Raw genomic sequence first — 8,308 nt, 5'->3', positions numbered from 1 at the left:
TGCAAACTACCCGATGCACACGAGTGTGCTGGAAGGGGTGAACAACAAGATCAAAGTGATAAAGCGCATGGCATATGGATTTAGGGACTCAGAATACTTTTTTCTGAAAATCAAGGCGGCCTTCCCCGGAAAGCCGCGATGAACCCTTTTTCATGGGGTTCAAACCCGTTTAGTCACGCTTTGCCGCTCTTGCCCTGGGCTCCGGGTGGCTGGGGCTTGCGCGCCATCAGTTCCAGCTCCAGCAAGGCATAGCGATGCTCGATGAAGTCATAGACGTTGTTGGCCAGCGCCAGCTTGAAGTAGCTGATGGCTTCCTTGCGGTTACCCTTGGCCAGCTCGAACTTGCCGAGGTAGAAGTAGGTCTCGCACAGGCGCTCGGCGAGCTCCCTGTTGTCCTTGACCCCTTTCACCACGTTGCTCATCAACTGGGTGGCATTGATGTCGCCCGTATAGAGGCGCACCAGATCCCAGTTCCAGGCGTCGTCGTCATATTTGTTGAGCCGCTCGCGCATCCGGCTCATGGCCGCCGGTCCGTTGAGCTTCTGCTCGGCCAGATAGAGCCAGATCACCCGATAAGGGTCTTCTGGTTGCGCCTCGTAGAAGCGCTTCATATCCGCCGCGGCAAGCTCGGGGCGATTGCCGTAATAGAGCGCGATTCCCCGGTTGAGATAGGCGTAGTCGTAATCCGGGGCGAGCTCCAGGGCGGAGTCGAACGCCTCATAGGCCTCGTCGTAGTTCTGCTGTTGAACCAGATAGACACCGATGAAGTTGTAGGCCTCGGCAAAATCCGGCTTCTCCCGCAGGGCGCGGTTGAAGTCGAGTCGCGCCAGGGAACGCAAGCCCACCCGGTCAAACACCACGGCACGCTCATAGAAGAGTTCTGCCCGCTGTTCGGTCGTCAATTCCATTTCACTGAGCATCTGCCCGAGTCGCGCCAACGCCAACTCGCTCTGGTAGGAGACCTGCAAGGGGGTCGCCAATACCAGTGAAGCGGGTTGCGGCTTGGGAACTTGAGGCGCTTTTACCTGACTGCTACTGCTGCAACCCCACAAGGGGAGCAACAACAGGATACCCGTGAGGTATCCAATCCCTATCCTGACGTTCAATGAACACTCCGACGCTTACGCTTGACCCCGCATATGGTAAAGATCACGGGGCCGTTTGTCATGTGGCGCAGCCCCTCTCCCTCAAATAAATCAGGATTCGACAGGGTATCCGGCATCGCTCCAGCCGCGAAAGCCTCCATCGACGCTGACGACCCGGGAATAACCCATCTTCTGCAGGTTATCCGCCACCAGGATGGAGCGAAATCCCCCACCACAATAGAGGTAGAGTTCGGTGTCGGGATCCGGATACCGGGTCTCGATGTCACGCTCTATCACCCCGCGCCCGAGATAGGTGGCCCCCGGCAGATGGCCCCTGGCCCACTCGCTCTCTTCGCGCACGTCGATCAGATGAAATGCTCGGCCCTCATCCTGCCAGCGCTTGATCTGATGCACATCGGTTTCCTGCACCTGCGGGCGGATGGCCTCTACCAGGGCCAGAAAACGGGGATTGTGTTGCATGGGCTTGCTCCTTGCTTTGGGTAATGGATGCTGGGTTGTGGGGAGCATCATGACTCACCCCGGCCACAAGAGAAAGGGCGCCTTGCGGCGCCCTTGTCTGTTACGGCAGGATCTCTTGCTGATCCGCGCCCTCTTTTTCCACCTGGGTCGGCAGCATGTGCTCCCGCTTGATCCCGAGGAACATGGCTGAGGCGCTCGCCACATAGATGGAGGAGTAGGTCCCGAAGGCCACCCCGATCACCATGGCGATGGAGAAACCGTGGATCAGAGGCCCGCCTTTGAGCAGCAGCGCCACCACCACCACGAAGGTCAACCCCGAGGTGATGATGGTCCGGCTCAGGGTCTCGGTCATGGAGAGATCCATGATCTCCGCGGTGTCCCCACGGCGTACCTTGCGGAAATTCTCCCGCACCCGGTCGAACACAACGATGGTGTCGTTCAGGGAGTACCCCACCAGCGTCATCAGCGCCGCCAGCACGGTCAGGTCGAACTCGTACTGGAAGTAGGCAAAGATGCCGAGGGTGATGATCACGTCGTGAGCCAGGGAGAGGATGCCACCCGTGGCCAGACGCCACTCGAAGCGCACCGCCACGTAGATCAGGATACAGATGATAGAGGCCAGCATGGCCAGGGCACCGTCGGTGGCCAGCTCGTCACCCACGGAGGGACCGACGAACTCGACACGCTTGAGCACGGCGCTCTCGTCGACCAGCTTGGCGGCCGCCAGGACCTCGTTGCCCTGCTGCTCGACCTTGACGCCCTCTTGGGGGGCCATGCGCACCAGCACATCACGGCTGGAGCCGAAGAACTGCAGGGTCGCCCCGTCAATCTTCTGCTGATCCAGCGCCTCGTGCATCTTGTCCAGGCTCACCGACTGCTGGAACCCCACCTCGATGGTGGTACCGCCGGTGAAGTCCAGCCCCCAGTTCAGGCCACGATCGTACAGAACGTAGAGGGCGAGCACCGTCACCAGAGCAGAGAGGACCATACCCAGCTTGGCGAAACGCATGAAGGGGATGGGCTTTTCAAAATGTAGAATTTGAAACATGTCTCTTCCTTAGATCGGCAGCTTGTCGATGCGCCGTCCACCCCAGGCCAGGTTGATGATGGCGCGGGATACCGTGATGGCAGTGAACATGGACGCCGTCAGGCCGATCCCGAGGGTCAGGGCGAAGCCCTTGATGGCACCGGTACCGATACCGAACAGGATCACGCAGGTGATGAGCGAGGTGACGTTGGAGTCGGCGATGGTGGAGAAGGCGCGATCAAAGCCCAGGTGAATGGCTTGCTGCACCCCGCGACCATTGCGGATCTCTTCACGAATACGCTCGTAGATCAGCACGTTCGCATCCACCGCCATCCCCAGCGTCAACACGATACCGGCGATGCCCGGCAGGGTCATGGTGGCCCCCGGGATCATCGACATGATACCGACGATGAGCACCAGGTTCATGGTCAGCGCCAGATTGGCCACCCAGCCGAAGGCACGGTAGTAGATCCCCATGAAGAGCACGATCACCAGCATGGCCCAGCCGATGGCTTCCATCCCGCTGTCGATGTTCTGCTGACCCAGGCTCGGGCCTATGGTGCGCTCTTCGACGATCTGGATCGGGGCAATCAGGGCACCGGCACGCAGCAGCAGCGCCAGGTTGTGGGCTTCGTTGGCGTTGTCGATCCCGGTGATGCGGAACTGGCTACCCAGGCGAGACTGGATGGTGGCGACGTTGATCACCTCCTCCTGCTTGCGGAACTTGCGCTTGCCGTCCGGACCAGGCTGACCCACCGGCTTGTACTCGATGAAGACGGTCGCCATGCCCTTGCCAACGTTGTCCTTGGTAAAGTTGGCCATCTTGTTGCCACCCTGACCATCGAGCTTGATGTTGACCTGGGGACGGCTGTATTCATCGAAACCGGACTGGGCACCCACGATGTGGTCACCGGTCAGGATCACGCGCTTTTGCAGTACCACGGGACGACCGTTGCGATCGTTGTAGACCTTGGAGCTCGGCGGCACGCGGCCTGCGGCTGCGGCCTGGATATCGGCAGCCTCATCGACCATGTGGAACTCCAGGGTCGCGGTGGCCCCCAGGATCTCCTTGGCACGGGCGGTGTCCTGGATCCCCGGCAGCTCGACGATGATACGCTCGCCGCCCTGCTGCTGGACCAACGGCTCGGCCACACCCAGTTCGTTCACCCGGTTGCGGATGATGGTGATGTTCTGCTCGAGGGCATACTTCTTCACCTCTTTGACCTTGGCTTCACTCAGACTGGCCAGCAGGATGAAGTCATCCCCTTTCTGGTCGGTGGTGAAGACAAGATCCGCATTCTGGCGACGCAGGAAGGAGAGTGCCTTGGCCTGATCGGCCTCGTCACGGAAGACCACCTGCACCTGATCCCCGACCCGGCGTACACCGGAGTAGCGGATCTTCTGGGTGCGCAGTTCGGCACGGAAATCCTGCACCATCTGTTCCTGCTGCTTGGCCAGCGCTTCGGCCATGTCCACTTCCATCAGGAAGTGCACACCGCCCCGCAGGTCAAGACCGAGCTTCAGGGGCGCCGCGCCGATGGCCTCAAGCCAGGCGGGGGTGGACGGTGCCAGGTTGAGGGCGGTGATGAAATTGTCGCCCAGCTTGTTGGCCACGATGTCGCGCGCCTTGAGCTGGTCTTCGGTGTTGTTGAAACGGATCAGGATGAAGCCGTGCTCGAACGCCGCATGCTTGACCGGGAGCTTCGCCTCGTCGAGGGTTTCCTTCACCTGATCGAGGGTTTCTAGTTTGACTTCGGCACCACGGCTGGCAGAGACCTGCAAGGCCGGGTCTTCGCCGTAAAGATTGGGGGCTGCATATAGAAAACCGATGGCGATCACGACGATCACCATCAGGTATTTCCACAGCGGATAGCGATTTAACACGCTGTGCTCCTCGGGAGATTAGAGGGACTGGATAGAACCCTTGGGCAGAACGGCAGAGACGAAGTCACGCTTGATGGTGACCTGAGTCTGATCGTTCAGGGCCAGCACAATGTAGTCGCTGTCGGCGGAAACCTTGGCGATCTTGCCGACCAGGCCACCGGAAGTGAGCACTTCGTCGCCCTTGGAGAGGGAGCTCATCAGATTGCGATGCTCCTTGGCACGCTTGGCCTGGGGACGGTAGATCATGAAGTAGAAGATGAGACCGAACACGGCCAGCATGATGATCATTTCCATGCCACCACCCTGTGCTGCCGGAGCCGCGCCTTCTGCATACGCCTTGGAGATAATGCTCATTTAACAACCTCTTATTGATGTAGATTTGAATACTAACTTATATGTCGTTGTTATTTCACGTCATTTTCAGCCAGTGGAGGCACAGGCTTCCCTTGCCGACGGTAAAACTCAGTTACAAAGTCGTCTAATTTACCCTGCTCGATCGCGTCCCGCAAACCCTGCATCACGCGCTGGTAATAACGCAGGTTGTGGATGGTATTCAGACGGGCACCGAGGATCTCGTTGCACTTGTCCAGATGGTACAGATAGCTGCGGGTGTAGTTCTTGCAGGTGTAGCAATCGCAGTCCGCATCCAGGGTGCTGGTGTCTTCCCGGTACTTGGCGTTGCGGATCTTGACCACCCCATCGGTGGTAAAGAGATGACCGTTGCGGGCGTTGCGGGTCGGCATCACGCAGTCGAACATATCGATACCGCGGCGCACCCCTTCCACCAGATCCTCCGGCTTGCCCACCCCCATCAGGTAGCGCGGCTTGTCGGCTGGAATTTTCGGGCAGACATGGTCAAGAATGCGATGCATGTCCTCTTTGGGCTCACCCACGGCGAGACCACCGACCGCGTAACCGTCGAAGCCGATCTCAAGGAGACCGTCCAGCGACACATCCCGCAGCGGTTCGTAGACAGAACCCTGAATGATGCCGAACAGGGCGTTCTTGTTGCCCAGCGCATCGAACTTGTCACGGGAGCGCTTGGCCCAGCGCAGGGACATCTCCATGGACTTGCGCGCTTCCTCGTAAGTGGCCGGGTACGGGGTGCACTCGTCGAAGATCATCACGATGTCGGAACCCAGATCGTACTGGATCTCCATGGACTTCTCGGGGTCGAGGAAGATCTTCTCGCCGTTGATGGGATGACGGAAGTGCACCCCCTCCTCGGTGATCTTGCGGATGTGCCCCAGACTGAACACCTGGAAACCACCGGAGTCGGTCAGGATCGGCCCCTGCCAGTTCATGAAGTCGTGCAGATCGCCGTGGGCGCGCATCACTTCCTGACCCGGGCGCAGCCAGAGGTGGAAGGTGTTGCCAAGCAGGATCTGGGCACCAGTCTCACGCACCTCTTCCGGTGTCATCCCCTTGACGGTGCCGTAAGTGCCGACCGGCATGAAGGCCGGGGTCTGGACCACGCCACGCTCGAACACCAGTTGACCGCGACGGGCACGCCCATCGGTGGTTTTCAATTCAAATTTCATTGCTACCTCTATTCAGTCAGAGAAACAGTCTGACAACAAAGGGCCCGAGGGGCCCGGTAATATGAAGCCGGCCGGCATACTGACAAGCAGAGCCTGAACGACTTCTGAAGGGCAAGGCTTAACCCTGCACCCGGCGACGGGTGACGAACATGGCGTCCCCGTAGCTGAAGAAACGGTACTGTCCCGCCACGGCGGCCTGATAGGCGGCCATCACGTTGTCGTAGCCTGCAAAGGCGCTGACCAGCATGATCAGGGTGGATTCGGGCAGGTGGAAGTTGGTGATCATGGCATCGACCACCTGGAACTCGTAACCGGGGAAGATGAAGATGTCGGTGTCATTGAAGAAGGGCGCCAGCGGCTTGCCCTGGGCCAGGGTCGCCTTGGCTGCGCTCTCGAGGGATCGCACCGACGTGGTGCCCACCGCAACCACCCGACCGCCGCGGGCGCGGGTCGCCGCGATAGCATCCACCACCTCCTGGGGCACTTCGGCGTATTCCGAGTGCATGTGGTGATCTTCAATCTTGTCGACGCGCACCGGCTGGAAGGTGCCCGCCCCAACGTGCAGGGTCACGAAGGCCATCTCCACGCCCTTGGCACGGATCTGCTCGAGCAGCGGCTCGTCGAAGTGCAGACCGGCGGTCGGCGCCGCCACGGCACCCGGCTTCTGGTTGTAGACGGTCTGGTAGCGCTCCTTGTCGGCATCCTCGTCGGGACGGTCGATGTAAGGGGGCAGCGGCATGTGGCCGATGGCATCCAGAATGGTCAGCACAGGGCGCGGGTCCAGGAAGTGGATCTCGAACAGAGCGTCGTGGCGGGCACGCATCTCGGCCTCGACGGGCACACCGTCGGCACCGCCATCCAGAAGGAGACGGGTACCTGGCTTGGGGGACTTGGACGAGCGGACGTGCGCCAGCACGCTGTGCTCGTCCAGAATGCGCTCCACCAGCACCTCCAGCTTGCCGCCGCTGGCCTTCTGGCCAAACATGCGGGCCGGAATGACCCGGGTATTGTTGAACACCAGCAGATCGCCGGGGTTGAGCTGGTCAAGCACATCGACAAAATGACCGTGGCGCAGGGCGCCGGTTTGACCATCGAGCTGCAGCAGGCGGCTGGCGGTACGCTCCGCCATGGGATAGCGGGCAATCAGCTCGTCTGGCAGATCAAAATGAAAATCGGATACTTGCATCTTTCACCTCGGGGGAATCGGCGGCTAGTCTAGTTATCCCCCTCTTCCAAGGCAACCCAAAAGACTAAAAACCCAAGGAAGACAAGGGATAGCGGGCCATTTTGTGAGGCTGGGCCCGTTAAAAAACCTTTAAGGTTTTGTATTGACCCCGATCATGTTCTGGCGACGGGGGCTGGGCTAGGGTGGAAGCAGACACACAAGGAGGCCCACCATGATGACCCTCTCCGAGATCATGACTGAACACCCCTTTACTCTGGGTCCGGAAAACAGCGTCAAGCAGGCGATGGAGCTGATGCAGCAGGAGCGGATCCGTCACGTTCCCATCGTCGATGAACACCAGCATCTGCTTGGTCTGGTCACCCTCTCGGACATCCTGGCCACCCGTGAATCCAAGCTGCTGCTGATCAACCCCGAGCGGGAGGCGGAGTTCACCGACAGCGTCCAGCTCGACGAGATCATGACTCGTCAGGTGGCGAGCGTGGATCCCCACGCCGGCATCAAGGAGGCGGCCCTGTATCTGCAGCGCCACAAATATGGCTGTCTGCCGGTACTCAAGGGGCGCAAGCTGGTTGGCATCGTCACCGAGTCGGACTTCATCGCCGTGGCCATCAATCTGCTGGAGCTGATGGAGGAGCAGGAGCCCCCAACCGACTTTTGATCTTAAAATCCTGTAATAAAATTACAATAAAAGCGTTTTCAGCCTAATTTAACGGCTATTTAAGTGAAACACTTTCAATTTGACTGTAAAATTACACCACAAAACTTGCATTGTGACATTCATCACACTATGATGCTCACCATGCAATGGTTGCCGAAGAGGAGATGAGGATTGTGCACCCGCCATCTTCTCTTCATATGTCTGCAAGTTTGCACACCCCGTAGTTAGTCTTTGCTGTAAAGCATATTTATCGCCATTCCTTGTTTGATGACCCGGCCCTGTCTGTGCGACGGCGCCGGGATTTTTTTAGGTTCATCGCGGCTTTCCGGGGAAGGCCGCCTTGATTTTCAGAAAAAAGTATTCTGAGTCCCTAAATCCATATGCCATGCGCTTTATCACTTTGATCTTGTTGTTCACCCCTTCCAGCACACTCGTGTGCATCGGGTA

General features: G+C 59.0%; 10 protein-coding genes. 2 read left to right on the top strand and 8 right to left on the bottom strand.

The annotated features are described in order from the left end of the window. On the top strand, positions 1-142 hold a 142-nt coding region (locus J9889_RS18110), incomplete at its 5' end, for a transposase (protein WP_210537842.1). A 31-nt stretch (positions 143-173) separates the two neighbouring features. Here the strand turns inward: J9889_RS18110 and nlpI are convergent. The 7 genes from nlpI to queA all read right to left on the bottom strand — a co-directional run bounded on the left by nlpI (position 174) and on the right by queA (position 7,203). Then, on the bottom strand, positions 174-1,106 hold the full coding sequence (nlpI, locus tag J9889_RS18105; protein WP_280520777.1) for a lipoprotein NlpI: 933 nt from the start codon (positions 1,104-1,106) through the stop codon (positions 174-176). Between the two features lie 90 nt (positions 1,107-1,196). Then, positions 1,197-1,565, bottom strand: a complete 369-nt coding sequence (locus tag J9889_RS18100) for a rhodanese-like domain-containing protein (RefSeq protein ID WP_039038735.1) — start codon at positions 1,563-1,565, stop codon at positions 1,197-1,199. Positions 1,566-1,665: 100 nt separating this feature from the next. Further along, positions 1,666-2,613: a protein translocase subunit SecF gene (gene secF / locus J9889_RS18095; protein ID WP_010675068.1), complete on the bottom strand. Its 948-nt coding sequence runs from the start codon at positions 2,611-2,613 to the stop codon at positions 1,666-1,668. 9 nt (positions 2,614-2,622) lie between these two features. Further along, a complete protein-coding gene (secD, locus tag J9889_RS18090; protein ID WP_052815714.1) occupies positions 2,623-4,476 on the bottom strand; it encodes a protein translocase subunit SecD in 1,854 nt (617 codons plus the stop codon). Positions 4,477-4,494: 18 nt separating this feature from the next. Continuing rightward, positions 4,495-4,830, bottom strand: a complete 336-nt coding sequence (gene yajC, locus J9889_RS18085) for a preprotein translocase subunit YajC (protein WP_010675070.1) — start codon at positions 4,828-4,830, stop codon at positions 4,495-4,497. A gap of 50 nt (positions 4,831-4,880) precedes the next feature. After that, complete coding sequence (tgt, locus tag J9889_RS18080; RefSeq protein WP_010675071.1) at positions 4,881-6,017, bottom strand: tRNA guanosine(34) transglycosylase Tgt; 1,137 nt, start codon at positions 6,015-6,017, stop codon at positions 4,881-4,883. A 118-nt stretch (positions 6,018-6,135) separates the two neighbouring features. Further along, positions 6,136-7,203 (bottom strand): tRNA preQ1(34) S-adenosylmethionine ribosyltransferase-isomerase QueA, encoded by a 1,068-nt coding sequence (queA, locus tag J9889_RS18075; protein ID WP_010675072.1) that lies wholly within the window; start codon positions 7,201-7,203, stop codon positions 6,136-6,138. 211 nt (positions 7,204-7,414) lie between these two features. Between queA and J9889_RS18070 the strand changes: the two genes are divergently transcribed. After that, positions 7,415-7,861, top strand: a complete 447-nt coding sequence (locus J9889_RS18070; RefSeq protein ID WP_010675073.1) for a CBS domain-containing protein — start codon at positions 7,415-7,417, stop codon at positions 7,859-7,861. 312 nt (positions 7,862-8,173) lie between these two features. Here the strand turns inward: J9889_RS18070 and J9889_RS18065 are convergent. Continuing rightward, on the bottom strand, positions 8,174-8,308 hold a 135-nt coding region (locus J9889_RS18065), incomplete at its 5' end, for a transposase (RefSeq protein ID WP_210538105.1).

The sequence above is a fragment of the Aeromonas sp. PrichA-15 genome (genome assembly GCF_017939245.1).
Taxonomy (GTDB): Bacteria; Pseudomonadota; Gammaproteobacteria; order Enterobacterales; family Aeromonadaceae; genus Aeromonas; species Aeromonas caviae.
Note: the sequence above shows the minus strand (reverse complement) of the source record. Positions and strands in the feature narration are given on the sequence as shown.

What these genes read in the sequence shown, in the direction of transcription:
- yajC (WP_010675070.1), bottom strand. Translation starts at nt 4,830, where the DNA reads ATGAGCATTATCTCCAAGGCGTATGCAGAAGGCGCGGCTCCGGCAGCA.
- J9889_RS18100 (WP_039038735.1), bottom strand. Translation starts at nt 1,565, where the DNA reads ATGCAACACAATCCCCGTTTTCTGGCCCTGGTAGAGGCCATCCGCCCG.
- secF (WP_010675068.1), bottom strand. Translation starts at nt 2,613, where the DNA reads ATGTTTCAAATTCTACATTTTGAAAAGCCCATCCCCTTCATGCGTTTC.
- J9889_RS18070 (WP_010675073.1), top strand. Translation starts at nt 7,415, where the DNA reads ATGATGACCCTCTCCGAGATCATGACTGAACACCCCTTTACTCTGGGT.
- tgt (WP_010675071.1), bottom strand. Translation starts at nt 6,017, where the DNA reads ATGAAATTTGAATTGAAAACCACCGATGGGCGTGCCCGTCGCGGTCAA.
- queA (WP_010675072.1), bottom strand. Translation starts at nt 7,203, where the DNA reads ATGCAAGTATCCGATTTTCATTTTGATCTGCCAGACGAGCTGATTGCC.